The following is a 22,222-nucleotide window of genomic DNA, read 5'->3' as shown; positions in this document are numbered from 1 at the left end:
CGCAATGGCAACTCGTAATCGTCTGGCCGAACAGGCCGATGCGGCGGATGAGCGGTATCAGGCCGCGTCATTCCTCAAAAGATCCATCAACAAGGTGTTTCCGACGCACTGGTCGTTTCTGCTCGGAGAAATAGCGCTGTACAGCTTCATCATTCTGCTGCTCTCCGGCGTGTATTTGACCTTGTTCTTCGACCCGTCCATGACCGAGGTCACCTATAACGGCGCATTTCAACCACTGCGCGGCGTCACCATGTCGCGCGCCTACGAATCCGCGCTCGATATCTCCTTCGACGTCCGCGGCGGACTGTTCGTCCGGCAGGTGCACCACTGGTCCGCACTGCTGTTCTCCGCGTCCATGATCGTGCACCTGTGCCGCGTCTTCTTCACCGGCGCCTTCCGCAAACCGCGCGAGGCGAACTGGGTGATCGGCGCGATCCTGTTGATACTGGCCATGTTCGAAGGCTTCTTCGGCTACTCGCTCCCGGACGACCTGCTGTCCGGCACCGGGCTGCGCGCCGCCTTCGCCGGCATCACCATGGGCGCGCCCATCATCGGCACCTGGCTGCAATGGCTGATGTTCGGCGGCGACTTTCCCGGCGACATCATCATTCCGCGGCTCTACATCGCGCATGTGCTGCTCATACCCGGAATCATGCTGGCGCTCATCGCCGCTCACATCGCCCTGGTCTGGTATCAGAAGCACACCCAGTACCCCGGCCCCGGCCGCACCGAACGCAATGTGATCGGCACCCGCATCGTGCCGGTGTTCTCCCTCGACCAGGGCGCGTTCTTCGCCTTCACCCTCGGCGTCGTCGCCATCATGGGCGGCATACTGCAGATCAATCCGATCTGGAATCTGGGGCCCTACAACCCATCCCAGGTTTCCGCGGGCACCCAGCCGGACTTCTACATGATGTGGACCGACGGCTTCCTGCGCCTGTTCCCGGCCTGGGAACTGCATATCTTCGGGCATATGGTGCCCGGCGCGTTCTCGGTGGGACTGGTCATGCCGATCATCTTCGGCCTGCTCATCGGCTATCCGTGGATCGAGAAACGGCTCACCGGCGATGTGGCCCGGCACAATCTGCTGCAGCGACCACGAGATGTACCGGTGCGCACGGCAATCGGGGCCATGTCCCTGATGTTCTATCTCATCCTCACCCTGGCCTGCGTCAATGACATCATCGCGCTGCAATTCCACATCTCGCTGAACGCGACCACCTGGGGATTCCGCATCGCGCTGCTGTTCGGGCCGCCGCTGGCCTACTTCGCGGCCTATCGGCTCTGCCTGGGCCTGCAACGCGGTGATCGCGCGGTACTCGAGCACGGCATCGAAACCGGTGTGGTGCGGCGACTTCCGCACGGCGAGTACATCGAGGTGCATCAGCCGCTCGGCCCCGTGGACGCACACGGGCATCCGGTGCCGCTGGAATATCAGGGCGCGAAGGTGCCCCGGAAGATGAACGAACTCGGGGCGGCCGGACGGCCGGGCACCGGGAGTTTCTTCCGCGCCGACCCACCCGCCGAGCGGGACAGCAATGCCGAGGTCGAACGCGAGGCCGAGCACACGCAGCTGGCCGTGCTGCGGCGCGCGCAGGACAACGGCAACGGCAACGGGCACTGACCCACCGAAGCAGGCACTGACGCGAAAAGCCCCGAGTCCAATTCGACTCGGGGCCCTGCTATCTCGGTTCTGCCGACCGCTCAGGCCCGCTTGAACTCCCCATCGGATACGCCCGCTACGAACGCATCCCACTCACCCGGGGTGAACGCCAAGACGGGGCCATTGCCGTGCTGCTTGCTGTCACGCACGCCGACATTGCCGTCTTCGGAAAAAGCGACCTCTACACAGTTACCGTTGGGGCCGCTATGTTTGCTCTTGCGCCATACGGCGCCTGTGAAATCCACATTCACTGTACTAGCTCCTTTGCTGCGTCAAGCACGAGATCTTGCTGGCATCGATCTTGGTGACGCCGGAATCCGGCTTTTACAGCGGATCCTGCGTACGCCGCGAGTTGCACGCAACCTCTCCGTACAACCTGCTCTCTGCACTTCACGATGGGAATGCACCCCCGATGGCCGTTCCCGCGCTAAACACTAGCAGGGTTCGTCATAAGGAGATCGCATTCTTTCGTTTTCAATCAGCAAATTTAGGGCAAGGTTAACCAGCTAATTATTTGCCCGGAAATAGCCGCACTTCGAGCGCACGAATTGTGAAGGCCGCAATTAAGTTGTCGGCGCATTTGCGCACCTTTCCGCTATCGCACACCGCGCTGGTCATCACGGCATCGGGGATCATGGTCCGCATGGGCGAACAGCCGCAGGACGAGACCGGACGAGACCGCGACGATGAGGGGCGTGCCCGGAATGCCCGACCGCGTGACCGATTTGGGCGACCGCTGCCCTTCGGAAGCACCGGCGTACCGCGCATTCCCGATGATCTACAGCTCACCCCCGAGGAGACCCTCGACTTCGCACAACGCCTGCTCGACGAGGGTCTGGCCTTCAACGCACACGAGGTGCTGGAGGCGGCCTGGAAGAACGGCCCGTTCGCCGAGCGGATGCTGTGGCAGGGTCTCGCCCAATACGCCGTTGGCCTGACCCACATTCAGCGTGGAAATTCGAAGGGCGCGCGCACCCTGCTCGAACGCGCGGCGCATCGGCTCACGGCCTTCGGACCACCTCCGTACGGTATCGACGCCGCCGGACTCATCGCCCGCGCGCACACCCTGCTCGCCGCGCTGGACCGGGAAACGCCGTTGTCGGAGGCCGATCTGAGCCCGCAGCTGCGGATTCACTGAATACGCAAAACCGCTGCCACCGCACACCCGAGATGTGTGCACCCGCAAACATGCGAAGGACCGGCGATCAGCGAAGGCTGCGAAGGCCGGGGCCGCGACTCACCGTCGAGCAACCCGCCTAGCATTGGCCACCGTGCCCGGATTCGGACGATTCGCCCCCAGCCCCTCAGGTGATCTGCACCTGGGGAATCTGCGCACCGCCCTGCTCGCCTGGTTGTTCGCCCGTTCCACCGGACGCGGCTTCCTGATCCGCCTCGAGGATCTGGATCGGGTGAAAGCCGGTGCGGCCGAACGCCAACTGGCCGACCTGGCCGCCATCGGACTGGACCGGGACGATCCGGTGGTCCGCCAATCCGAACGCCTGCCGCTGTACGAGGACGCCATCGCGCGCCTGACCGCCGCCGGGCGCACCTACGAATGCTTCTGCACCCGCAAGGAGATACAGCAGGCCGTCACCGCACCGCACGGACCCCTGGGCGCGTATCCCGGCACCTGTCGCGATCTCACCGAAAACGAACGCGCACAACGGCGTGCGGCGGGCCGACCAGCGGCCTTGCGCCTGCGCGCGGATATCACCGAGCTGGAGATCACCGACGAACTGCTCGGCAGTTATCGCGGCGCTATCGATGATCTGGTGCTGCGCCGCGGCGACGGCAGCCCGGCCTACAACCTCGCCGTCGTGGTCGACGATGCCGCGCAGGGCATCGACCAGGTGGTGCGCGGTGACGACCTGCTGCCCTCCACACCGCGGCAGGTGTACCTCGCGACGCTGCTGGGGCTGCCGATCCCGCAATACGCCCATGTGCCACTGGTTCTCAATACCGAGGGACAGCGGCTGGCCAAACGCGACGGCGCGGTCACCCTGCACGATCGAATCGCGCTCGGTGAATCTCCGGCGCAGGTCCGGGGCGTGCTCGCGGCCTCGCTGGGCTATCCGAACGCAACCACAACCTCGCAGTTACTCACCGGATTCCGGCCGGACACCCTGCCGAAAGAACCATGGCGACTCGACCCTAACGGGTTGTTGCAACCCTGGTCAGGTCCGTAACGTACGCAACCGACCCAGATCCCGAACGAATTCGACGAGGACGGCGAGAACAATGACGAGCGGTGGGTACGACCCCAACCAGTATCCGCAGGGCGGCCAGCCGTACGGGCAGCAGCCGTACCCGCAGGGCCAGCCTTACGGTCAACAACCCCAACAGCCCTATGGGCAGTCCGATCCCTACGGTCAGCAGCCGCAGCAGCCTTACGGGCAGCAGCCGCCGTCGGATCCGTACGGTCAGCAGCAGCCTCCGGCCTACGGCCAGCAGCCCGGTTACGGCCAGCAGCCGGCCGACGGCTACGGCCAGCAGCCTCCGGCCTACGGCCAGCAGCCGGGTTACGGCGGCCAGCAGCCGTACCAGCCGTACGGTGGCCAGCCGGGTTACAACGCACCGGGTTTCGGTGGCGGCGCACAGCCCGGTGATCTGTGGCTGCGCCTCGCGGCGCGCATCATCGACAGCCTGATCGTCGGCATTCCGGCCGGCATCATCTACGCGGTACTGCCGGGCAAGCTCGGCTGGGCCTGGGAGGTGCTGGTCCCGGTTCTGCTGTTCGGTTACTTCGTGCTGATGGAGACCTCGCAGGGCGCGACCCTCGGCAAGAAGATCCTCGGCCTCAAGGTGCTCGCCCCCGGCGGCGGCAATGTGGATCCGGCCACCTCGGCCAAGCGCAACCTGTTCGTGCTCGTGCAGCTGATCCCGTGCCTGGGCTGGCTGGTCAGCATCGGTGCGCAGATCTACATCGCGGTCACCATCGAGCAGGATCCGAACAAGCAGGGCTGGCACGACAAGTTCGCCGGCGGCACCCAGGTCGTCAAGGGCTGACAACAGCCGACAGTGGCTCGGTGAAGCGGGGCGCATCCATCGAATGGATGCGCCCCGCAATCGTTTTCGGCCGAACTAGGAACCGGCTCCGATGAACGCCGCGCCGATGATCAGCCACAGCACGATGCCGAGCGCCAGTCCGGCCGCGCCGACCCAGATACCGCCCTGCGCGAGACCGCGGCCGTCCTGACCGGAACTCTTCACCTGATTCAGCGCGATCACGCCGAGAATCAGGCCGACCAGCGAACCGATCGGCAGGAAGCAGAAGAACAGCGTGGACAGGCCCAGCACCGAGACGATCAGCGAGGCGATGGCCATGCCGTTGGTACCCAGACCGGCGGGCTGAAAGCCGTACGGCTGATACCCCTGCGGCTGGCCGTAGGGCGCGGCGGGCGGATAGGCACCCGGCGTGGGCTGCGCGAAACCGCCCGACCCGGGCTGCTGGAACCCACCCGAATTCGGCTGTGCGAAACCACCGGAGTTGGGCTGTGCGAAACCGCCCGAGTTCGGTTGCGCGTACCCGCCCGAGTTGGGTTGTGCATAACCGCCGGAGTTGGGCTGTGCATAGCCGCCGGACGGATTCGCCTGCGGCGGTGGATAATTCGGATACTGCAGGGGCTGCGGGCTGGCGTCCGCGGGCTTGTGCAGATTCGGTGCGGACGAGTATCCGGCCGGAGGCGGTGGCGGTTGCTGCGCCCCCGCGTCGGCGGGCGCGCTCTCACCCCCGTACTGCTTCCACCACTCGTCGGAATCCCCGGATTGCGTCATTGCTTCAGCCTATGCCACCCCACCAGCCCATAACCATCGATCGCAGCGGGGATACTGCTCGGGTGAGCGATACGAAAACGGTCGATTCGGACCGATCTGGACACCCCGCGCCCGAGCACGCAGCATTCGCCTCGGCCGCGGGGGGCTATTACACGCAGGTGGTCGTGGTCTTCACCGCGGTCCTGCTGATCTCCAATATCTGCGCCACCAAGGGCGTGCAATTCTTCGCCGACAAGCATGCCTCGCTCGGCCCGATCCAACTGCTGCCGATCAATACCGACGGCGCGTTCTTCCTCTTCCCGATCGCCTATGTGATCGGTGACATCCTCAGCGAGGTCTACGGCTTCAAGGCCACCCGCCGCGCCGTCTACTACGGCTTCGGGATGCTGCTGCTCATGGTCGGCACCTTCTGGATCGCCATCGGCCTGCCCGCGGCGGACTTCTACGAGAACCAGGACTCGTTCCGCAATGTCCTGGGCACCACACCGCAATTGGTGCTCGCCGGACTCGCCGGATACTTCGTCGGCCAGTTCCTGAACTCGGTCACCCTGGTGATGATCAAGGAGCGCACCAAGGAGAAGCATCTCTGGGCGCGCCTGCTCGGTTCCACCGTGGCCGGTGAATTCGGCGACACCCTGGTGTTCTGCTCCATCGCCGCCACCGCCATCGGCATCCACACCTGGCCCGACTTCATCAATTACGTGCTGGTCGGGTTCATCTGGAAGACCCTGGTGGAGGCCATGATCCTGCCCATCAGCTACCGCTGCATCGCCTTCCTGAAGAAGCGCGAGACCAGCTACCGCCCGCGCGAGCGCTCGGCGCTCTACGAGTAGGCGGCCACGGCGCGATCGCCGCGTGCGTCGCGGCGATCGCGCAAACGCGCGTATTCCCTTGCCATATCGATGATCTCGGCATCGGACAACCCGCAGATCCGCGCGAATTCGAGGTGCCCGTCGGTGACCTCGCCGTGCGTGCGCACCAACGCCGCCTTGAATCCCAGCACCGCGCTCACCCGCAATACCGCGCGCGCCGCGGTCGATCCGTTCGCCTCGATCATTGTCAGTCCCGGCATCCCTGCCTCCTCATCTCGGCGTCGAGATGATCGTCGCGCGTACGGGGTACGCGGAACAATGGCTATCTGTGCATGGATCGATTAGCCAGGCTCACTGATCCGGTGCGGGTTACAGCTCGGGAGCCTTGATCCGGCCCCGCCACTGACCCATGAACTCGGTCTTGTAGTCGGCGAAGTAGCCGCCGTCGATGCTCTCGCGAATGCGGTCCACCAGGCGAATGGTGAAGCGCTCGTTGTGGATCGTGCACAGCGTGGAGGCCAGGATCTCCTTGGCCTTGAACAGATGATGCAGGTAGGCGCGGGTGTAGTTGGCGCAGGTGTAGCAGTCGCAGGTCTCGTCGATGGGGGTGAAATCGCGGCGGAACCGGGCGGTGTCGATATTGAACCGGCCCTTGTCCACATAGATGGCGGCATTGCGGGCCACCCGGGACGGATTCACGCAGTCGAAGGTGTCCGCGCCGTTCTCGACCGCGACGAACACATCCTCCGGCTCACTGATGCCGAGCATATGGCGCGGCTTGTGCTCGGGCAGCTCATCACAGCACCAGCCGACGATGGTGCCCAGATTGTGCTTCTCCAGCGCGCCACCGATGCCGTAACCGTCGAATTCCGTTCCGGCGGCGCCGCGCAACGCCTCGAGATCGCGAGAAGCCTTGCGGCGCAGGTCTTCATACTGCGCGCCCTGGATGACGCCGAACAGCGCCTGATACGGGCGATGGGTGCGCGCGTCGGTGAGGCGTTCGTGTTCGTCCAGGCAGCGCTGCGCCCAGCGGCGGGTGCGCTCCAGCGATTCCTCCTGGTAGCCACGGGTATTCATGAGCGTGGTGAGCTCGTCGAAGGCGAACATGATGTCCGCGCCGAGCTGATGCTGAATGCCCATGGACACCTCTGGCGTGAAGCGATGCCGCGAACCGTCCAGGTGTGAGCGGAAGGTGACGCCGTCATCGTCGACGTGCGCGAGGCGCTCCTTGCCCTTGGCGATCACATCGTCGTTCTGCACGCCGACCGATTCCATCGCCAGCACCTTCTTGAAACCGACGCCCAGCGACATGACCTGGAAGCCGCCGCTGTCGGTGAAGGTGGGGCCGGGCCAGTTCATGAACTTCGACAGCCCGCCCGCCTCGTCCACGATGTCCGAGCCCGGCTGTAGATACAGGTGGTAGGCGTTGGCCAGCAGCGCCTGCGAACCGATTTCCTTCATGGTCTCGGGCAGCACCGCTTTCACGGTCGCCTTCGTCCCGACCGGGATGAACGCGGGCGTGGCGATATCCCCGTGCGGGGTGCTGATCAGCCCGGATCGGCCGTGCTGACCTTCCAGACGGGTACCGACCTTGAACGAGAATTCGGATGCAGACACCCGCCCATCCTCCCAGGCGGGTGCCCGCGCATCCCATGCGGTCTAGCTGCTCGACTTCGAGAGTTCGATCGCCTCGGGTTCCTCGTCCTCGTCGATCGGGGCGGCGAATTGCGCCTGGTAGAGGCGGAAGTACGCGCCGCGTTCGGCGAGCAGGCGATCGTGTGTGCCGGTCTCGACGATCCGGCCCTTCTCCATGACGACGATCAGATCGGCATCGCGGATTGTCGAAAGCCGGTGTGCGATAACGAAACTGGTGCGATCGCGGCGCAGCGCCGCCATGGCGTGCTGCACCAGCAGTTCGGTGCGGGTGTCGACCGAACTGGTGGCCTCGTCCAGGATGAGGATCGAGGGCTTGGCCAGGAACGCGCGCGCGATGGTGATGAGCTGCTTCTCACCGGCGCTGACGCCGGAGCCCTCCTCATCGATCATGGTCTCGTAGCCGTGCGGCAGCGCGTGCACGAAACGATCCACATAGGCCGCCCGCGCCGCCGCGAGGATCTCGTCCTCGGAGGCGTTCGGATTGCCGTACGCGATGTTCTCCTTGATGGTCCCGCCGAACAGCCAGGTGTCCTGCAGCACCATGCCGATGCGAGAACGCAGGTGGTCCCGCGTGATTCGGGTGATATCCACATCGTCGATGGTGATGGCGCCCGAATCCACCTCGTAGAACCGCATGAGCAGATTCACCAGCGTGGTCTTGCCCGCACCGGTCGGCCCGACGATCGCCACCACGTGCCCGGGCTCGGCGACCAGCGAGAGTTCCTCGATGATCGGGGTTTCCGGCTCGTACCGGAAGGACACGTTCTCGAACGCGACGCGCCCGCGATCCACCGGCCGCGAATCCTCGATCTCGGGATCGGGCACCTGCTCGGCGGTGTCCAGGATCTCGAAAATGCGCTCCGCGGAAGCGACTCCGGATTGCAGCATGTTGATCATCGAGCCGATCTGGGTGAGCGGCTGGGTGAATCCCCGCGAGTACTGGATGAACGCCTGCACCTCACCGAGGGACAGCTGACCCGAGGCCACCCGCAGACCGCCGACCACCGCGATCAGCACGTAGTTCAGGTTCCCGAGGAACATGATCGCGGGCATGATCAGCCCGGAGATGAACTGCGACTGGAACGAGGCGTTGTACAGCTTGTCGTTGGTGTCGTCGAAACGCTCGCCGACCTCGCGCACGCGGCCGAACGCGCTCACCACCTCGTGCCCGGTGAAGGCCTCTTCGACCTGGGCGTTGGCCTGGCCGGTCAGCTTCCACTGATCCACGAAATGCGGCTTCGAGCGCTTGGCGATCTGCGCGGTGACGATGACCGCCAGCGGCACGGTGAGCAGCGCGATCAGCGCCAGCAGCCAGGAGATCCAGAACATCATGCCCAGGATGCCGATCACCGACAGCACCGAGATGAGCAGCTGGCTCATGGTCTGATTCAGCGTCTGCGCCACATTGTCGACGTCATTGGTGACGCGGGAGAGCACATCGCCGCGCGGCATGGAGTCGAAGTAGCTCAGCGGCAGGCGGTGGATCTTCTCCTCGATCTCCCCGCGCAGGCGCTTGACGGTCCGGTTGATCACCACGTTGAGCAGGTACGCCTGCAACCAGCCGAATACCGAGGAACCGACGTACAGCGCCAGCACCAGTGCCAGCACATGTCCGACGGCCGTGAAGTCCACGCCGACACCGGGAATCACGTCCATGCTGGCGAGCATGTCCGCGAAGGTCTTGTCACCGCCCTGGCGCAGCGCCTCGACGGCCTGATCCTTGCTGGTGCCCGGCGGCAGGCTCTGCCCGAGCTGTTTGCCGACCACACCGTCGAAGATGAGGTTGGTGGCCTTGCCGAGAATCTGCGGGCCCAGCGTATTGAGCACCACCGAACCGATGGCGAGCACCAAAACGACTGTGAGATAGAAACGTTCGGGCGCGAGGCGGCGCATCAGCCGCTTCAGCGAGGGGCCGAAGGATTTGGCCTTGGTATCCGGCGCGCCGGGATTCGGTGCTCCGGGCCTCATCGGACCTCCTCCGCGCTGAACTGGGACTCCACGATCTCCCTGTATTCCTTGCAGTCGCGCAGCAATTGGTCGTGCGTGCCGATGCCCGCCATGGCGCCGTCCTCCAGCACCACGATCTGATCGGCATCCCGGATGGTCGAAATGCGTTGCGCCACAATGATCACCGACGCGTCGGCGGTTTCGGGGCGGAGCGCGTCACGCACCCGCACATCGGTGGCGACGTCGAGCGCGGAGAAGCAATCGTCGAAGAGGTAGACGCGCGGCCTGCGCACCAGGGCGCGGGCGATGGCCAAACGCTGGCGCTGACCACCCGAGACGGTCGTACCGCCCTGCGCGACAGGGGTTTCCAGCCCCTGCGGCATATCCCGAACGAAATCCGCGGCCTGCGCGATCTCCAGCGCGTGCCACAGTTCGGCATCGGTGGCGTCCGGTTTGCCGTAGCGCAGATTCGAGCCGACGGTGCCGGAGAACAGATACGCTTTCTGCGGCACCAGGCCGATCTGATTGCGCAACCGCTCCAATTCGATATGCCGCACATCGGTGCCGCCCACGTAGAGCGCGCCGTCGGTGACATCGATGAGCCGCGGGATCAGATTCACCAGCGTGGTCTTACCGGCACCGGTCGCACCCACGATGGCCGTGGTGGTGCCGGGTTCGGCGCGGAACCGAATCGCCCGCAGCACAGGCTTTTCCGCGCCCGGGAACTTGAATTCGGCGAACTGGAAATCCACGATCGCCGGATCTTCCTTGAAGTCCTGCGGCAGCCGCGGTTCGGTCACCGAGGATTCGGTGTCCAGCACCCCGGCGATGCGCTCGGCCGAGACCGCCGCGCGCGGGGCCATCATGGCCAGGAACGAGGCCATCATGACCGCGGTCAGGATCTGCATGATGTAGGACAGCATCGCGGTGAGCGAGCCGATCTGCATGGTGCCGTTGTCGACACTGTGCCCGCCGAACCAGATCACGCCGACGGCGGTGACATTCGAGATCAGCATGACCAGCGGGAACATCAGCGCCATATAGCGGCCGACATACAGCGACTGTTCGGTGAGCTCGGTATTGGCGACACCGAAACGCCACGCCTCCTGCCGCTCGCGCACGAAGGCGCGCACCACGCGGATACCCGTGATCTGTTCGCGCAGAACGCGATTCACCGCGTCGATGCGTTCCTGCATGCGCCGGAAGCCTGGCACCATGCGGGCGATGATCAGGGCCATGGCCAGGCCGAGCGCGGGCACCGCGATGAGCAGTAGCCAGGACAGGCCCAGACTCTGCCGCAGCGCCATGATGATGCCGCCGACGCACATGATGGGTGCCATCACCAGGATGGTCGCGCTCATCAGCACCAGCAGCTGTACCTGCTGCACGTCATTGGTATTGCGGGTGATCAGCGAGGGCGCACCGAAGACGCCGACCTCACGCGCGGAGAAGGTGCCGACCCGGTGCAGCAGGCCCGCGCGCATATCGCGTCCCGCGCCCATGGCGGCCTGTGCGCCCAGATAGACCGAGATGCCCTGGGCGATGATCTGCACGCCGGTGACGGCGAGCATCATCAGGCCGGTGCTCCAGATATAGCCGATATCGCCTTTGGTGACGCCTTTGTCGATGATGTCGGCGTTCAGGCTCGGCAGATAGAGCATGGCGATGACCGATATCAATTGCAGTACGACGACCCCCGCCAACTGCTTGCGGTAGGGCGCCAAGAAGGTGCGGAGTAGTCGAATCAACATGATGCTTGGCAGGCTACCGCCATAGTGGGAGCCTCGGCGCGACGTTTTCCCAGCTTGCCGGTGAATCCCCGGATGACCTGCGGGATTCAGATGTCCGGGCGGTCCAGATCCTGCCATTGCGTGGCGGTCGAACCCTCCGAGGATCGAGTGCGGCGGGTCCAGGCGTCCGGATCGTGCAGCAGCTCGTCCAGGAACGACGGCAGCAGATCGTGCGCGATATCGGCGATGGTCACGCGCTCGAGCACCGAGCGGATATTCACCCGCAAACCGATCCACACCCGCTGCAGCGGTTCGGCCGCTCCGGCGTAGCTGACATCCTCCGGACGCTGTCCGCGCACCGACGCGAGGGGCCCTTCGACGGCGCGAATGACATCGGCGATGGTTATTTCGCCGGCCGGGCGGCCGAGCCGATAACCACCGTCCGGACCGCGGCGACTGGTCACCAATTTGCCGCGCCGCAGATCCGCGACAACCGATTCCAGCACCTTCGGCGGAATATCCTGCGCGGCCGAGATGGCATCGGCTTTCACCGAATCCGATTGCGCCTTCGCTATTTCCACGAGGGTGCGCACCGCGTAATCGACCTTCGCGGTGATGTGCACTGCGCTCTCCTGATCTCGTCCGGCGGGTGAACGAAACCTTATCGCGCCACCAACCGTGGATTCAGCACGCCCAGTGCGGCTTCCAGTAATACGCCACCGATCAGTTCCTCCGAGGCCCCGGGGACGCTGTCCTTCGACATCAGCCCCGCGCCGAGCACCTGCATGGCGGCGTACGCGCGCAGCACGGTCTCGTCATCGGCGCCGGGTCCGGCGAGCCAGGCGCACATGCGGCGACTGAGTTCGATCATGTCCGGATAACGATCACCGAGTGCGTTCAGGATTGCGACGGTATCGCGCATACACAGGGTGCCCGCGGTGCGATGGCCGAGCGTCGAGCGCAGATGCGCTTCGAGTACTTCGCGCACGGTCTCGGGTGAATGCGGAATTGCGTCGAGGCCCTCTACCAGAGCGCGTAGGTCATCGACCATCGGCTCGACAATCGCTATGAGCAGATCCACTTTCGAGGCATAGTGATAGTAGAGCGATGCTTTTGTGATTCCCACCGCATCGGCTACCTCGCGTAAGCTGCTCTGTTCGAAGCCTTTGCTGGTAAATAGCTCAATCGCGGCGTCCCGAATCGCGTCTTTCGTGCTTCTACCTGCGACAACTGTTCCCGCCACGCTACGACCCGCCATGCGCATCATCCTCTCACCGGCTTTCGCGACGCGAGGAACGTCGGAAAAGTCGAGGTTGTTCCTCCGCTTACTCAACGGTTAGTCTACCTACCGCACGGTAGGCAGAAATTACGTGGAGGCGAGGAGCGGACAGCGCGCTCCCGCGGCAGGGCTGTCTACGCGCTCACGACGCACGGTGCAGTGCGAATGAAACCATCGCCCCGAGACCATCGCCAGGAGAACCCCTCGTGTCCGTATACCTCTATAGGTGGGGAAAGTTCGCCTTCCGCCAGAAATGGCTCGTCATCGGAGTCTGGCTCGCCGCCCTGATCGTCATCGGCGGCGTCGGCGGCTCCCTCGCCAAACCCTTCCAGGACAGCTTCAGCATGCCCGGCCTCCCCTCGGAGCGGGCCACCGAAATCCTCGACAAGCACTTCCCGGGCGCCTCGGCCGACTTCGACCCCGATGCGGTCACCGGCACCTATGTGATCGGCGCGCCCGCCGGTGAGAAGCTCACCGATCCGAAGAACGCGGCGCAGCTGCAGGCGTTCGTCGACAAGCTGAACGGGCTCGACATCGTCGACAAGGCCGTTCCGGCGATGAACCCGATCGATGTCACCAAGAAGATCGGCGAATCCGCCAAGATCGACTGCCTCACCGGCGATCGTAATTCGGCGGACTTCACCGGCATCTGCTCGGCCGCACCGCTGAACGTGCTCGGCAAGGACGGCACCGCCGACTCGGTCGCGACCGTCAAGGCCAAGTACGACATCGCCAAGTTCTCGGACATCACCAAGGATGACCAGAAGAAGGCGTACGACATCGGTGACGAGGCGCGCGCCAACGGCCTCACCATCGAACTGACCGGTTCCATCGCACAGGAACAGGGCGGCTCACAGGGCACCTCCGAGATGATCGGCATCGCGGTCGCGCTGGTGGTCATGATGATCGGCTTCGGCGCGGTCGTCGCGGCCTTCGTGCCGATCCTCACCGCGCTCGTCGGCGTGGGCACCGCCATCTCCATCATCATGTTCGGCACGCACTGGCTCACCGTGCCGACCTTCACCCCGATCCTGGCGTCCATGATCGGCCTGGCGCTGTCCATCGACTACGCCATGTTCATCGTGTCCAGGTACAAACATGAACTGGCCGTATCGAATTCGCCGGAGGAAGCCGCGGGCACCGCGGTCGGCACCGCCGGATCCGCGGTCATCTTCGCCGGTCTGACGGTCATCATCGCGCTGGCGGGCCTGGCATTCGTCGGTGTCAGCTTCCTGACCTACATGGGTATCTTCGGCGCGGTCGCGGCCTTCATGGCGGTGCTCGTGGCGGTCACCCTGATGCCCGCGCTGATGGGCGCGTTCGGCCGCTTCCTGTTCAAGCCGAAGCTGCCGCTGGTCGCCCGGCACGATCCCGAGGACGAGAACTCCGTCACCAACGGACAGCGCTTCGCCCGATTCATCGGCAAGGCGCCGGCGTTGACGCTGGCCGTCTCGGTGGTGCTGCTCGGCCTGCTGGCCGCGCCCGCGCTCAATATGCAGCTGGGCCTGCCCGGCGGCGACTCCATGCCGAAGGATTCGACGCTGCGCAAGGCGTACGACCTGCAGACCGCCGGATTCGGCGAGGGCGCGAACGGCACCCTCATGATCGCCGTGGATATGAGCAAGACCCCCGCCGATCAGCGCACCGAGGCCCTGGACGAGCTGCGCGCTCAACTCGGCCCCAAGGGTCCGTACCAGGGCGTGGAATACCTGACGCACGCCCAGACGAGCAAGGACGGCGAAGCCGCCCTGTTCACCGTCGTCCCCAAGGCCGGGCCGAATGACAAGGTCACCAAGGATCTGGTCAAGGACGCCCGCAATGCCGAGTCGAAGTTCAACGACAAGTACGGCATGGAGTACGGAATCACCGGCACCACAGCGATTTACGCGGATGTGTCGGCGGGTCTGCTCAGCAAGATCGTGCCCTACCTGGCCATCGTGGCGGGCGCGGCGTTCCTGCTGCTGATCCTGGTGTTCCGCTCGATCCTGGTCCCGCTCACCGCCGCGCTCGGCTTCCTGCTGTCCATGGCGGCCACCTTCGGCGCGACGGTGCTCATCTTCCAGGAGGGCAAGTTCAACCTGGTCGAGGCGCATCCGCTGGTGTCATTCCTGCCGATCATGTTGATCGGCTTGGTATTCGGTCTCGCGATGGACTACCAGGTGTTCCTGGTGACCCGCATGCGCGAGGAATACGTGCACGGCAAGTCCGCCAAGGAAGCCATGATCAGCGGCTACCACCACGGCGCGCGCGTGGTGACCTCCGCGGCCATCATCATGATCTCGGTGTTCAGCGCCTTCATGCTGGAACCGAACGTGGTGGCCAAGTCCATGGGCTTCGCCATGGCGGCGGGCGTGCTGCTGGACGCCTTCGTGGTCCGCATGGTGCTCATCCCGTCGCTGCTGGTGCTGATGGGCAAGTGGGCGTGGTGGATTCCGAAGTGGCTGGATCGCGTCCTGCCCGATATCGATGTCGAGGGCGCCAAGCTGGCGGCGCTCAAGGAGTCGTCGGCTCCGGTGTCGATGGATAAGGAACCCGCCGGGGTCTGATCCCCGATAGCTCGAAAAGCTCGGCCCCGCATCTGGATTCAGGTGCGGGGCCGAGTCGTTTCCGTGACTGCTCACGCGCGGGCCAGTTCCTCGCCCATGCGGGCGGTGATGGTGATCAGCACGCGGGCGGCGATTTCCAGTTCCTCGGGCGAGACCGAGCCGTAGGCGGGGCCGACGATCTTGCCGGAGGCCGCCCGCACCCGGGCCACCAATTCGCTACCGGCATCGTTGATCCGGATCTCATCGCCGGGCAGCGTGGCCAGCAGATCCTTGCCGACCAGCGCCGCGACGGCCGCTTCGACATCCGCGGGGTCCCACTGGGTCATACCGGCGACCCGGGCGACATGGGCGGTGCGGGCGACCGGAATACCTTGGGCCAGAGCCTGATTCAGGGTGATCCACTGCCGCTCGTCCAGGGTGGTGCCCGCCAGCACGCGGGTCAGTACGGCGGTGTGGTGCTTCTCGGCCTGGCCGATGATCGAGGGGTTCAGGACGGGGGCGGTGGTGGTCATTTCGAGCTCCTCATGCGGGGTGTTCCGTTCGGTGTGCGGCAATCATGACACTCAGTTCCAGAAGTGCGCAAGTACCAATTTGGACTGAGTTTCTTCAGCGACTCAGTTTCGGCACCGGCTATGATCACCGGCATGACCACGGACGACCGCGCGCTCCCGCTGCGCGAACGCAAGCGCCTGCGCACCCGCCGCGCCCTCGCCGATGTCGCGCTGCGCCTGTTCACCGAGCAGGGCTTCGACAGCACCAAGGTGGAGCAGCTGGTCGAGGAGGCCGAGGTCTCGCGCAGCACCTTCTTCCGCACCTTCCCGACCAAAGAAGCCGCGGCCACCGAGGCCGAAACCGAATTGTGGGCGAATTACCTTGCGGCACTGGAGGTTCGAGAATTGTCCGGTCCCGTACTGGACGAACTGCGCGATACCCTCGCCGCCGCCGCGCGGGAACTGCCCGAGGACTGGGACCGCCGCTACATCGCCACCCGCCGCCTGGTGCTGACCGCACCCGCGCTCATGGGCCACGTGGAATACCACCGCTCCGGTGTCGAGAAGCAGGTAATCGCCTGTCTCACAACCAAACTCGACCTCCCCCCGGAGGATCTGCGCCCGCACATCCTCGCCGAGCTCACCACCACCGCCTGGAGCATCGCGGGCCGCGCCTGGGTCGGCACCGATGGCGACGGCGGCCGCGGGGCCCTCATCGAGCGGCTGCACCGGGCCTTCTCCGCCATCGGATCGGCACTGGAATTGACTGCGGGCTAGCCCCTCCACGAAGCGATCAGGAATCGAGAAGCGCGCACACCCCTGCGCCAAATAATGTTCTTCTCATGAACATCACAGCAGCTCAGACCACCATTACCGCCATCACCCTGGAGGCCGACGACCCGGCCGCGACCACCGCCTTCTACGCCGCGGCGTTCGGCCTCGGCGACCGCCTGCGGGTGCGCGCCGCCCAGGCCCCGTCCACCGGTTTCCGCGGCTTCGTCCTCTCGCTCGTGGTGTCGCAGCCGAGCACCGTGGACAGCCTCATGGGCACCGCCGTGGAAGCGGGCGCGACGGTCGTGAAGCCCGCCAAGAAGAGCCTCTGGGGCTACAGCGGCGTCCTGCAGTCCCCCGACGGCGTGGTGTGGAAGATCGCCACCTCCGCCAAGAAGGACACCGGCCCGTTCACCCGCGAAGTCGACGCCTTCGTACTGCTGCTCGGCGTCGATGATGTGAAGGCCACCAAGCAGTTCTACGTCGAGCACGGCCTCGCCGTCGCCAAGAGTTTCGGCAGCAAGTACGTCGAATTCGAGGCCCCGGAGGCCGCACCGGTCAAGCTCGCGCTCTACACCCGCAAATTCGCGGCCAAGGACGCGGGCGTGAGCGCCGAGGGCAGCGGTTCGCACCGCGTCGCCATCCAGACCGCCGCCGCCCCTTTCACCGATCTGGACGGTTTCGACTGGGAGCGGATCTAAATTCACATCGCGCCCACCGGGATATTTGAAACGTTTACATTTCATTCAATGGGTATCGCGATTACCGTTCCGACCCATGACACGAATCCTGACCAAGGCCTCAGCCGCCACCGCCCTGTTCGCCGGCCTCATCGCCGCCGGATCGGGCCTGGCGAACGCCGAAGCCCCGATACTCCAGCCCGCCCCGATCGCGGCCGATTCCGGATCGAGCCAGGCCAGTGTCGTGCAAACCGGTTCCGGCACCGGATCGGCCGCGATAGATCTCCCCACCGCCATGCTGCTGTGCCGCCTCACCGGCGGCACATACAACCTCGGCCTCGGCAGCAGCATGATGAACCACGGGCCCAGCGGCTGCTTCAACGGCCTCTTCGGCAAAACCCCGATCGGATGACATTCCGACAAAGAGCCGCCCACCTGAAATCAGGTGGGCGGCTTCAGCATTGGTCGCTCAGGCTGGATTCTCCCGCCCCGTCAACCGGTCAGTGCGGGGTGTTCGCGTAAGCGGAACCCGCGCTCGCCAGCTGGAGAGCCTTCGCGAAGAAGATGCTGATAAGTTCCATGTCCCCTGAATTCCTAACTCCCGTGGATTGGGCGGACCACATTCCGCCGGGACTACCGATATCACATGTGCGCCACCGGCGCATCCGGATATGTTGCGGCACAAGCAAAAAGCCCCTCGCCCGAATTCGGGCGAGGGGCTTGCAGCGGTGGCGGAGGGATTTGAACCCTCGGAGGGGGGTTACCCCTCACACGCTTTCGAGGCGTGCTCCTTAGGCCGCTCGGACACGCCACCGCCGGTGACTTTACCGGACCACCTGCCGAATCCCGAAATCGCCTGCGGAGGGGGTCAGGGGCGCTGGGTTTTGAAGAAGGTGTCCAGTAGGGCGGCGCATTCGGGTTCCAGAATCCCGCCGCGAACCTGGGGGCGATGATTGAGACGTCGATCACGTACCACGTCCCAGAGCGAGCCCACCGCACCGGTTTTCGGCTCCCACGCGCCGAAGATCACCTTGCCCACCCGGGACAGCACCAGCGCGCCCGCGCACATGGTGCAGGGTTCGAGGGTGACCGCGAGGGTCGCGCCCTCCAGCCGCCAGCCGTCACCCATGACCCGCGCGGCGGCACGCAGCGCCAGCACTTCGGCGTGCGCGGTCGGATCACCGAGCGCCTCACGGGCATTGGCGGCCCGGGCCAGTTCACGGCCCGAGGCGTCGAAGACGACCGCGCCCACCGGAACGTCCCGGGGGTCGGCTGTGCGCGCGGCCTCGATGGCCGCGCGGATCATGTCCTCGTCTACGAGCGGGTTCAGCGCGGGAGTTTGTCGAGGGCCGCGGCGAACTGGTCGGCGAAGCCCAGTGAGCGGGCCACCATGCCGAGCTGTTCGTCCGGGTAGAGGTCGGTTTCGGCGAGGATGACGCTGAGCACCGGTTCGGGCAGGCCTAGATCGGACAGAACGCCGAGGTCGCCCTCCTCCCAGGGTTCGATGTCGTCCAGTTCGTCCGGATCGATATCCGGGATCTCGATATTCAGTTCCTCGAGGACATCGGCCGCGATGTCGTAGTCGATGGCCGCGGTCGCATCGGAGAGCAGGATTCTGCTCCCGGTCGGGCCGGGACGGAGGATGATGAAGAACTCGTCGTCGATATCGAGCAGGCCGAATACCGCGCCGGAAGCTCGCAGCTCACGCAACTCGGCCTCGGCCGCGGAAAGACTGGAGAGGGCAGCCGCGCTCAACGGCGTGACTTTCCAATCGGCTTCTTCGCGGACAACCGCCACTGCGAACCCTTCCACGTCGTCGTACTCGTCCGACGCCGCCCTGTTCGTGCTCGAGCGCTGTGCTGCCATGGGCGCAACGGTAGTCCGCTTCGGGGGAAATGTTGAAGTCGTATGCGAATCTGATCGCATGACGGGCCATCCGAAAGCAGCTGTCTGTGTCCTGGGCGCCGGATTGATCGGCGGATCGGTGCTCCGCGCCGCCGCCGCGGCGGGTTACGAGGTGTGGGGTTTCAACCGATCCGAGGCCGGTGCGAAAGCCGCCCGCGCCGATGACGTCGACGTGACCAGCGAGATCGAACCGGTGCTGCGGCGGGCGGCCCGCGAGGACGCGCTGATCGTGGTCGGCGTGCCCATGCCCGCGCTGGACACCATCCTCTCGGATGTGAAGTCCTTCGCACCCGAATGCGCGCTCACCGATGTGGTGAGCGTCAAAGCCCCGGTGGCGGCGGCTATGAAACGGCATGAGCTGACGGCCCGCTACGTGGGCGGGCATCCGATGGCGGGGACCAGCGAGTCCGGTTGGGCCGCATCCACTCCCGATCTGTTCCAGCGGGCCGCGTGGGCGGTGAGCGTGGATCCGGGGACGCACGCGGGCGCGTTCGAGCGAGTGGCGCGATTGGCCCTGGATTGCGGTTCCGTGGTGGTGCCGGTGCTGAGCGAGGAACACGATCGAGCCGTGGCGCGTATCTCGCATCTGCCGCACGTGCTGGCCGAGGCGCTCGCGATCCAGGGCCGCAATGGCGGAGCGCTGGCACTGGGCCTGGCGGCGGGCTCGTTCCGCGACGGCACCCGGGTCGCGGCCACCGCGCCGGATCTGGTGCGGGCCATCTGCGATCCGAACGCGACCGCACTGCTGGAGGTGCTGGAGGACGCGCTGCGGGTGCTGGAGGGCGCGCGGGACAGCCTGCGCGAGAACGGCACCATCGGGCAGCTGGCCGATGCGGGCCATGACGCACGCGTCGACTTCGACGACAACGAGCGCTGGGCGATCACCGATATCCGCCCGGGAGACCAGGATTGGGCCGAGCGGCTGGCCGAGGCCGGGCGGCGCGGCGGGGTGATCGAGTCGCTGTAGGGCGGCTCAGATGCGTTCGGCGAGGCCCGGGTAGTCGAGCAGGAAGCCGTCGTCGTCGACTTTCACCGTCGCGCTCGATACCGGTGACAGCACGTGGATGCCGTCGGCGCCGCTGCTGTAGGTGAGGCTGGCTTCCTGGACGTGCAGGTCGGGCAGGCGGACGTAGACGACCGGGACCTGGACGTCCTCGCTGGCGTGCGCGAGGCCGTAGCGGCGGATGGGCAGGGTGTTGAAGAACGGGCTCAGCACCACGTCGACGTCGAGCGCACCGCCGAAGGTGGAGCGCACATGTGTGCCACCGGCGTCGATGAGCCAGTAGTTCTCCTCGTCGCGGGCGATGGAGGCGTGCCGCTCGCCGGTGGCGAGGGTGCTGCGCAGGGACAGTCGCCGGGTGACGCCGTTCTCGTCGGTGACAAGGTCGTAGGACGCGCTGAAGGCCGGATGATCCTCGCACTCCCCCGCGATGATGCGTCCGGCGGCGCGAATCCGGTTGCCGCTGAGCACAACCCGCACCGATTCCATTCGCGACGCGTTATGCGCGCGCCAGGTCAATATCGACGGCCATTTCGGCGCCGCCGGTTTCGAATCCTCGCTCCCGCTCTCCGTCACGCCTATAACCGTACGTGCAGCCGGTTTTCCTCCGGTGACCCCCGGCGCGCGTTTCCCGGCGGCGTGTCGGGGCGCTGACGACCGCAGGCGATGCAGACCGCCCGGTATGCCCGGTGTTGCTCGAGGTCGGGTCCCGGGGACTCGAGTAACGTGTTCGCGGGCATGTGTGGGGAACTCGGGGCTGGAAGGGACTTTTGTGACTGGCGCGCGGATGGTCGGGCTGTTCGCCGGGATCGGCGGGCTGGAGCTCGGACTGGCCGCGCACGGCTGGCAGAGCGAACTGCTGTGTGAGATCGACGCGGGCGCACAGGCCGTGCTGGCCGCCAGGTTCCCCGGGGTGGAGCTGCATTCGGATGTGACCCGGCTGCGCGCGCTGCCCGCCGGCACCGATCTGGTGGCCGCCGGATTCCCCTGCCAGGATCTGTCCCAAGCCGGGCGAACAGCCGGAATCACCGGTGCCCGTTCGGGTTTGGTGGACGAGGTGTTCCGCCTGGTGAAGCGCAAGCGCGGACCGCGCTGGCTGCTCATCGAGAATGTCCCGTTCATGCTGCAACTGGGCGCGGGCGCGGCCATGCGGCACATTACGAGCGCGCTGGAGGAGCTCGGATACACCTGGGCATACCGGGTGGTCGACGCGCGCGCGTTCGGGCTGCCACAGCGCCGTCAGCGGGTGCTCATGCTGGCCTCGCGCACCGAGGACCCGCGGCCGGTGCTGTTCGGCACCGATGCCGGACCGCATCCGGTCGGCGATCCCGCGCACGATCCGTGCGGCTTCTACTGGACCGAGGGCAATCGCGGACTCGGCTGGGCGGTGAACGCGGTGCCGACCCTCAAGGGCGGGTCGGGGCTGGGCATCGCGAGCCCGCCCGCCGTGCGGCTGCCCTCGGGTGAGCTGGTCACCCCGGGCATCACCGACTGCGAACGGTTACAGGGTTTCGATCGGGATTGGACGACACCGGCTCTCGATGTCCCCGGTGTGCGGCGCGGGCATCGCTGGAAGCTGGTCGGCAATGCGGTGAGCGTGCGGATGGCGTCCTGGATCGCGGGCCGCCTCGCCGATCCCGCCGATGACCCGTTCCCGGCGGGCGAACCGCACACCCGCCGCGCCTGGCCGCTGGCCGCGTGGGGCCGCGACGGCGCGGTGTACCGGGTTCCGGTGTCCACCTGGCCCGTGCACGCCCCCTACGAGGATCTGCGCTGGTTCCTCGACGATGTGAGCCTGCTCTCGGCGCGCGCCACGGCCGGATTCCTGCGCCGCACCACCATGGGCACACTGCGCTTCCCGCCCGGTTTCATCGAGGACGTGGAGAACCATCTCGACCGAATGGGAGGATTCCCCCGCGAGGCCGCCTGAGCCGGACGGGCGAATTCGCCGATCGCACTTCACGAGTC

The 22,222-nt window shown here is 65.8% G+C and carries 23 protein-coding genes and 1 tRNA gene; 11 read left to right on the top strand and 13 right to left on the bottom strand.

What is annotated here, in order from left to right; all coding sequences use genetic code 11:
* Nucleotides 1-4 precede the first annotated feature (4 nt).
* Complete coding sequence (locus ACFC0O_RS25615; RefSeq protein WP_375961965.1) at nucleotides 5-1,624, top strand: cytochrome bc complex cytochrome b subunit; 1,620 nt, start codon at nucleotides 5-7, stop codon at nucleotides 1,622-1,624.
* Between the two features lie 80 nt (nucleotides 1,625-1,704).
* On the opposite strand, the gene ACFC0O_RS25610 is transcribed toward ACFC0O_RS25615, so the two are convergent.
* Entirely contained in the window at nucleotides 1,705-1,914 is a 210-nt protein-coding gene (locus tag ACFC0O_RS25610) for a DUF397 domain-containing protein (RefSeq protein WP_364637276.1), read from the bottom strand.
* Nucleotides 1,915-2,306: 392 nt separating this feature from the next.
* On the opposite strand from ACFC0O_RS25610, the gene ACFC0O_RS25605 reads away from it, so the two are divergent.
* The 3 genes from ACFC0O_RS25605 to ACFC0O_RS25595 all read left to right on the top strand — a co-directional run bounded on the left by ACFC0O_RS25605 (nucleotide 2,307) and on the right by ACFC0O_RS25595 (nucleotide 4,669).
* Nucleotides 2,307-2,801, top strand: coding sequence for a DUF309 domain-containing protein (locus tag ACFC0O_RS25605; protein WP_375963819.1), 495 nt, complete (start codon nucleotides 2,307-2,309; stop codon nucleotides 2,799-2,801).
* Nucleotides 2,802-2,934: 133 nt separating this feature from the next.
* Complete coding sequence (gluQRS, locus tag ACFC0O_RS25600; protein ID WP_375961963.1) at nucleotides 2,935-3,849, top strand: tRNA glutamyl-Q(34) synthetase GluQRS; 915 nt, start codon at nucleotides 2,935-2,937, stop codon at nucleotides 3,847-3,849.
* Between the two features lie 52 nt (nucleotides 3,850-3,901).
* Nucleotides 3,902-4,669: an RDD family protein gene (locus ACFC0O_RS25595; protein ID WP_364637272.1), complete on the top strand. Its 768-nt coding sequence runs from the start codon at nucleotides 3,902-3,904 to the stop codon at nucleotides 4,667-4,669.
* 75 nt (nucleotides 4,670-4,744) lie between these two features.
* On the opposite strand, the gene ACFC0O_RS25590 is transcribed toward ACFC0O_RS25595, so the two are convergent.
* The gene (locus tag ACFC0O_RS25590) at nucleotides 4,745-5,437 is read right to left on the bottom strand and encodes a DUF4190 domain-containing protein (protein ID WP_375961961.1); all 693 of its coding nucleotides are present in this window, start codon (nucleotides 5,435-5,437) and stop codon (nucleotides 4,745-4,747) included.
* Nucleotides 5,438-5,499: 62 nt separating this feature from the next.
* Between ACFC0O_RS25590 and ACFC0O_RS25585 the strand changes: the two genes are divergently transcribed.
* Entirely contained in the window at nucleotides 5,500-6,270 is a 771-nt protein-coding gene (locus tag ACFC0O_RS25585) for a queuosine precursor transporter (protein ID WP_364637268.1), read from the top strand.
* Here the strand turns inward: ACFC0O_RS25585 and ACFC0O_RS25580 are convergent.
* The 6 genes from ACFC0O_RS25580 to ACFC0O_RS25555 form a co-directional block, all read right to left on the bottom strand.
* The gene (locus ACFC0O_RS25580) at nucleotides 6,261-6,509 is read right to left on the bottom strand and encodes a hypothetical protein (RefSeq protein WP_375961959.1); all 249 of its coding nucleotides are present in this window, start codon (nucleotides 6,507-6,509) and stop codon (nucleotides 6,261-6,263) included. The two genes, ACFC0O_RS25585 and ACFC0O_RS25580, sit on opposite strands and share 10 nt — an antisense overlap.
* Before the next feature lie 109 nt (nucleotides 6,510-6,618).
* On the bottom strand, nucleotides 6,619-7,866 hold the full coding sequence (gene tgt / locus ACFC0O_RS25575; RefSeq protein ID WP_364637264.1) for a tRNA guanosine(34) transglycosylase Tgt: 1,248 nt from the start codon (nucleotides 7,864-7,866) through the stop codon (nucleotides 6,619-6,621).
* Nucleotides 7,867-7,908: 42 nt separating this feature from the next.
* The gene (locus tag ACFC0O_RS25570) at nucleotides 7,909-9,873 is read right to left on the bottom strand and encodes an ABC transporter ATP-binding protein (protein ID WP_364637262.1); all 1,965 of its coding nucleotides are present in this window, start codon (nucleotides 9,871-9,873) and stop codon (nucleotides 7,909-7,911) included.
* On the bottom strand, nucleotides 9,870-11,603 hold the full coding sequence (locus ACFC0O_RS25565) for an ABC transporter ATP-binding protein (RefSeq protein ID WP_375961955.1): 1,734 nt from the start codon (nucleotides 11,601-11,603) through the stop codon (nucleotides 9,870-9,872). The genes ACFC0O_RS25570 and ACFC0O_RS25565 overlap by 4 nt, the downstream gene beginning before the upstream one ends.
* A gap of 86 nt (nucleotides 11,604-11,689) precedes the next feature.
* On the bottom strand, nucleotides 11,690-12,205 hold the full coding sequence (locus tag ACFC0O_RS25560) for an RrF2 family transcriptional regulator (RefSeq protein WP_375961953.1): 516 nt from the start codon (nucleotides 12,203-12,205) through the stop codon (nucleotides 11,690-11,692).
* A gap of 38 nt (nucleotides 12,206-12,243) precedes the next feature.
* A complete protein-coding gene (locus tag ACFC0O_RS25555; protein ID WP_364637256.1) occupies nucleotides 12,244-12,840 on the bottom strand; it encodes a TetR/AcrR family transcriptional regulator in 597 nt (198 codons plus the stop codon).
* A 227-nt stretch (nucleotides 12,841-13,067) separates the two neighbouring features.
* Here ACFC0O_RS25555 and ACFC0O_RS25550 point away from each other — a divergent pair, with 227 nt between their 5' ends.
* The gene (locus ACFC0O_RS25550) at nucleotides 13,068-15,407 is read left to right on the top strand and encodes an MMPL family transporter (RefSeq protein WP_375961951.1); all 2,340 of its coding nucleotides are present in this window, start codon (nucleotides 13,068-13,070) and stop codon (nucleotides 15,405-15,407) included.
* A gap of 71 nt (nucleotides 15,408-15,478) precedes the next feature.
* Here ACFC0O_RS25550 and ACFC0O_RS25545 read toward each other — a convergent pair whose 3' ends face one another.
* Complete coding sequence (locus ACFC0O_RS25545) at nucleotides 15,479-15,919, bottom strand: hypothetical protein (RefSeq protein ID WP_375961950.1); 441 nt, start codon at nucleotides 15,917-15,919, stop codon at nucleotides 15,479-15,481.
* Nucleotides 15,920-16,051: 132 nt separating this feature from the next.
* Here ACFC0O_RS25545 and ACFC0O_RS25540 point away from each other — a divergent pair, with 132 nt between their 5' ends.
* The 3 genes from ACFC0O_RS25540 (at nucleotide 16,052) to ACFC0O_RS25530 (ending at nucleotide 17,761) form a co-directional block, all read left to right on the top strand.
* Entirely contained in the window at nucleotides 16,052-16,675 is a 624-nt protein-coding gene (locus tag ACFC0O_RS25540) for a TetR family transcriptional regulator (protein ID WP_375961947.1), read from the top strand.
* A 65-nt stretch (nucleotides 16,676-16,740) separates the two neighbouring features.
* Entirely contained in the window at nucleotides 16,741-17,370 is a 630-nt protein-coding gene (locus ACFC0O_RS25535; RefSeq protein ID WP_375961945.1) for a glyoxalase, read from the top strand.
* 76 nt (nucleotides 17,371-17,446) lie between these two features.
* A complete protein-coding gene (locus ACFC0O_RS25530) occupies nucleotides 17,447-17,761 on the top strand; it encodes a hypothetical protein (RefSeq protein ID WP_375961942.1) in 315 nt (104 codons plus the stop codon).
* Between the two features lie 314 nt (nucleotides 17,762-18,075).
* Here the strand turns inward: ACFC0O_RS25530 and ACFC0O_RS25525 are convergent.
* The 3 genes from ACFC0O_RS25525 to ACFC0O_RS25515 form a co-directional block, all read right to left on the bottom strand.
* Nucleotides 18,076-18,163 (bottom strand) — tRNA-Ser (locus ACFC0O_RS25525).
* 54 nt (nucleotides 18,164-18,217) lie between these two features.
* On the bottom strand, nucleotides 18,218-18,655 hold the full coding sequence (locus ACFC0O_RS25520) for a nucleoside deaminase (protein ID WP_375961940.1): 438 nt from the start codon (nucleotides 18,653-18,655) through the stop codon (nucleotides 18,218-18,220).
* Between the two features lie 20 nt (nucleotides 18,656-18,675).
* A complete protein-coding gene (locus ACFC0O_RS25515; protein WP_364637241.1) occupies nucleotides 18,676-19,215 on the bottom strand; it encodes a tRNA adenosine deaminase-associated protein in 540 nt (179 codons plus the stop codon).
* Nucleotides 19,216-19,273: 58 nt separating this feature from the next.
* Between ACFC0O_RS25515 and ACFC0O_RS25510 the strand changes: the two genes are divergently transcribed.
* Nucleotides 19,274-20,221 (top strand): prephenate dehydrogenase, encoded by a 948-nt coding sequence (locus ACFC0O_RS25510; RefSeq protein ID WP_375961936.1) that lies wholly within the window; start codon nucleotides 19,274-19,276, stop codon nucleotides 20,219-20,221.
* A gap of 6 nt (nucleotides 20,222-20,227) precedes the next feature.
* On the opposite strand, the gene ACFC0O_RS25505 is transcribed toward ACFC0O_RS25510, so the two are convergent.
* The gene (locus tag ACFC0O_RS25505; protein WP_364637237.1) at nucleotides 20,228-20,830 is read right to left on the bottom strand and encodes a putative glycolipid-binding domain-containing protein; all 603 of its coding nucleotides are present in this window, start codon (nucleotides 20,828-20,830) and stop codon (nucleotides 20,228-20,230) included.
* A 211-nt stretch (nucleotides 20,831-21,041) separates the two neighbouring features.
* Between ACFC0O_RS25505 and ACFC0O_RS25500 the strand changes: the two genes are divergently transcribed.
* Nucleotides 21,042-22,184 (top strand): DNA (cytosine-5-)-methyltransferase, encoded by a 1,143-nt coding sequence (locus ACFC0O_RS25500; RefSeq protein ID WP_364637976.1) that lies wholly within the window; start codon nucleotides 21,042-21,044, stop codon nucleotides 22,182-22,184.
* Nucleotides 22,185-22,222 lie beyond the last annotated feature (38 nt).

Source organism: Nocardia sp. NPDC056100, from assembly GCF_042266325.1.
Classification (GTDB): domain Bacteria; phylum Actinomycetota; class Actinomycetes; order Mycobacteriales; family Mycobacteriaceae; genus Nocardia.
The sequence above is the reverse complement of the archived record's forward strand: the minus strand, read 5'-3'. Positions and strand labels throughout refer to the sequence as shown.

Excerpts from the sequence above, each read along its gene's own strand:
- ACFC0O_RS25565 (WP_375961955.1), bottom strand. The coding sequence starts at position 11,603 with ATGTTGATTCGACTACTCCGCACCTTCTTGGCGCCCTACCGCAAGCAG.
- ACFC0O_RS25540 (WP_375961947.1), top strand. The coding sequence starts at position 16,052 with ATGACCACGGACGACCGCGCGCTCCCGCTGCGCGAACGCAAGCGCCTG.
- ACFC0O_RS25615 (WP_375961965.1), top strand. The coding sequence starts at position 5 with ATGGCAACTCGTAATCGTCTGGCCGAACAGGCCGATGCGGCGGATGAG.
- ACFC0O_RS25590 (WP_375961961.1), bottom strand. The coding sequence starts at position 5,437 with ATGACGCAATCCGGGGATTCCGACGAGTGGTGGAAGCAGTACGGGGGT.
- ACFC0O_RS25580 (WP_375961959.1), bottom strand. The coding sequence starts at position 6,509 with ATGCCGGGACTGACAATGATCGAGGCGAACGGATCGACCGCGGCGCGC.
- ACFC0O_RS25500 (WP_364637976.1), top strand. The coding sequence starts at position 21,042 with ATGGTCGGGCTGTTCGCCGGGATCGGCGGGCTGGAGCTCGGACTGGCC.
- ACFC0O_RS25510 (WP_375961936.1), top strand. The coding sequence starts at position 19,274 with ATGACGGGCCATCCGAAAGCAGCTGTCTGTGTCCTGGGCGCCGGATTG.
- ACFC0O_RS25530 (WP_375961942.1), top strand. The coding sequence starts at position 17,447 with ATGACACGAATCCTGACCAAGGCCTCAGCCGCCACCGCCCTGTTCGCC.
- ACFC0O_RS25555 (WP_364637256.1), bottom strand. The coding sequence starts at position 12,840 with ATGGCGGGTCGTAGCGTGGCGGGAACAGTTGTCGCAGGTAGAAGCACG.
- ACFC0O_RS25515 (WP_364637241.1), bottom strand. The coding sequence starts at position 19,215 with ATGGCAGCACAGCGCTCGAGCACGAACAGGGCGGCGTCGGACGAGTAC.
- ACFC0O_RS25535 (WP_375961945.1), top strand. The coding sequence starts at position 16,741 with ATGAACATCACAGCAGCTCAGACCACCATTACCGCCATCACCCTGGAG.
- ACFC0O_RS25570 (WP_364637262.1), bottom strand. The coding sequence starts at position 9,873 with ATGAGGCCCGGAGCACCGAATCCCGGCGCGCCGGATACCAAGGCCAAA.
- ACFC0O_RS25520 (WP_375961940.1), bottom strand. The coding sequence starts at position 18,655 with ATGATCCGCGCGGCCATCGAGGCCGCGCGCACAGCCGACCCCCGGGAC.
- ACFC0O_RS25545 (WP_375961950.1), bottom strand. The coding sequence starts at position 15,919 with ATGACCACCACCGCCCCCGTCCTGAACCCCTCGATCATCGGCCAGGCC.
- ACFC0O_RS25595 (WP_364637272.1), top strand. The coding sequence starts at position 3,902 with ATGACGAGCGGTGGGTACGACCCCAACCAGTATCCGCAGGGCGGCCAG.
- ACFC0O_RS25605 (WP_375963819.1), top strand. The coding sequence starts at position 2,307 with ATGGGCGAACAGCCGCAGGACGAGACCGGACGAGACCGCGACGATGAG.